Raw genomic sequence first — 2,898 nt, 5'->3', positions numbered from 1 at the left:
AACTGCATCAGTGCTTCTCCAGTGCTGTTGTTGGTGGTGTGGACTCTCAAGCGTGAGGTAAGGGCATCTGGTGAATGCCTTGGCATGTACAGGCGATGAAGGACGTGGCACGCTGCGATAAGCGTGGGGGAGCCGTGAGCAGGCTTTGATCCCGCGATTTCCGAATGGGACAACCCACCTTCACCATTTAATCTTCGGTCTGAGCGATCAGATTGGTGGTTAAATGGTAGAGGTATCACTAAGCTGAATAAAATAGGCTTTGGTGAAGCGAACCCGGAGAACTGAAACATCTCAGTACCCGGAGGAAAAGACATCAACCGAGATTCCGTTAGTAGTGGCGAGCGAACGCGGACCAGGCCAGTGCCTGGGATATAGTTAGCAGAACAGTCTGGAAAGTCTGGCCATAGCGGGTGACAGCCCCGTATGCGAAAATGATATCTCAGGACTTGAGTAGGGCGGAGCACGTGAAACTCTGTCTGAACATGGGGGGACCACCCTCCAAGCCTAAATACTCGTACATGACCGATAGTGAACCAGTACCGTGAGGGAAAGGTGAAAAGCACCCCGATGAGGGGAGTGAAACAGTACCTGAAACCGGATGCCTACAAGCAGTGGGAGGGTCCTTGAGACCTGACCGCGTACCTCTTGCATAATGGGTCTGTGACTTAGTGTATCAAGCAAGCTTAAGCCGTTAGGTGTAGGCGCAGCGAAAGCGAGTCTGAATAGGGCGACCATAGTTTGATGCATTAGACCCGAAACCCGGCGATCTATGCATGACCAGGTTGAAGGTGCGGTAACACGCACTGGAGGACCGAACCGTTCAATGTTGAAAAATTGTCGGATGAGTTGTGCTTAGGGGTGAAAGGCCAATCAAGCCGGGAAATAGCTGGTTCTCCGCGAAATCTATTGAGGTAGAGCGTCGAATATTTGCCGTTGGGGGTAGAGCACTGGATGGTTGCGGGGGTCGCGAGATCTACCAATACTAACCAAACTCCGAATACCAACGAGTCTAGTTCGGCAGACAGACGGCGGGTGCTAAGGTCCGTCGTCAAAAGGGAAACAGCCCTAACCTACAGCTAAGGTCCCCAAGTCACGTCTAAGTGGGAAAGCATGTGGGATTTCCAAAACAACCAGGAGGTTGGCTTAGAAGCAGCCATCCTTTAAAGAAAGCGTAACAGCTCACTGGTCTAAATAAGAGATCCTGCGGCGAAGATGTAACGGGGCTCAAGACGTGCACCGAAGCTTAGGGTTCAGTCTTTGACTGAGCGGTAGCGGAGCGTTCCGTAGGCCGTTGAAGCGGGAGGGTAACCGACCGTGGAGGTATCGGAAGTGCGAATGCAGACATGAGTAGCGATTAACAGTGTGAGATGCACTGTCGCCGAAATTCCAAGGGTTCCTGCTTAAAGCTAATCTGAGCAGGGTAAGCCGGCCCCTAAGACGAGCCCGAAGGGGGTAGTCGATGGGAACCACGTTAATATTCGTGGGCCTGGTGGTGTGTGACGGATGGCGTAAATTGTTCGGCCTTATTGGATTGGTCCGGGCAGTGAAGTTGTCCCAGGAAATAGCCCCACCGTATAGACCGTACCCTAAACCGACACAGGTGGAATGGTAGAGTATACCAAGGCGTTTGAGAGAAGTATCCTGAAGGAACTCGGCAAATTGCCTCCGTACCTTCGGAAGAAGGAGGCCCTGCTTAAAGGCAACTTCTAGCAGGGGGCACAGGCCAGGGGGTAGCGACTGTTTAGCAAAAACACAGGGCTCTGCTAAGTCGGCTTCAAGACGACGTATAGGGCCTGACGCCTGCCCGGTGCCTGAAGGTTAAGAGGAGGAGTGCAAGCTCTGAATTGAAGCCCAGGTAAACGGCGGCCGTAACTATAACGGTCCTAAGGTAGCGAAATTCCTTGTCGGGTAAGTTCCGACCTGCACGAATGGCGTAACGACTTCCCCACTGTCTCCAGGATATGCTCAGCGAAATTGAATTCTCCGTGAAGATGCGGAGTACCCGCGGTTAGACGGAAAGACCCCGTGCACCTTTACTGCAGCTTCAGAGTGGCATTAGGAAAGAACTGTGTAGCATAGGTGGGAGGCTTTGAAGCATCGACGCCAGTTGATGTGGAGCCATAGGTGAAATACCACCCTGTTGTTTTCTGATGTCTAACCTCGCACCGTTATCCGGTGCAGGGACCCTCTGTGGCGGGTAGTTTGACTGGGGCGGTCGCCTCCTAAAGAGTAACGGAGGCGCGCGATGGTGGGCTCAGGACGGTTGGAAACCGTCTGTTAGAGTGCAATGGCATAAGCCCGCCTGACTGCGAGACTGACAAGTCGAGCAGAGACGAAAGTCGGTCATAGTGATCCGGTGGTCCCTCGTGGAAGGGCCATCGCTCAACGGATAAAAGGTACGCCGGGGATAACAGGCTGATGATTCCCAAGAGCTCATATCGACGGAATCGTTTGGCACCTCGATGTCGGCTCATCACATCCTGGGGCTGGAGCAGGTCCCAAGGGTTTGGCTGTTCGCCAATTAAAGTGGTACGTGAGCTGGGTTCAGAACGTCGCGAGACAGTTTGGTCCCTATCTGCCGTGGGCGTCGAAATTTGAGAGGAGTTGACCCTAGTACGAGAGGACCGGGTTGAACATACCTCTGGTGTACCTGTCGTCACGCCAGTGGCGCAGCAGGGTAGCTATGTATGGACGGGATAACCGCTGAAAGCATCTAAGCGGGAAGCCTCCCTCAAGATAAGATTTCTTCGAGCCGTCGTAGACCACGACGTTGATAGGCTGGATGTGGAAGTGCGGTAACGCATGGAGCTAACCAGTCCTAATTGCTCTGATCGCGCCTGAGAGTCCCACCATCAACAACAGCACTGGAAAATCAGTGCTTCTGTTGAACGGATGGTT

General features: G+C 53.1%; 1 rRNA gene. It reads left to right on the top strand.

Features of this window, described 5'->3' with window-relative positions:
• Nucleotides 1–47: 47 nt before the first annotated feature.
• Nucleotides 48–2,842: ribosomal RNA gene (locus RQH62_RS24815) — 23S ribosomal RNA — on the top strand.
• The last annotated feature ends 56 nt before the right edge of the window (nt 2,843–2,898 follow it).

This window comes from Sphingobium sp. WCS2017Hpa-17, assembly GCF_031843765.1.
GTDB lineage: Bacteria > Pseudomonadota > Alphaproteobacteria > Sphingomonadales > Sphingomonadaceae > Sphingobium.
Note: the sequence above shows the minus strand (reverse complement) of the source record. Positions and strands in the feature narration are given on the sequence as shown.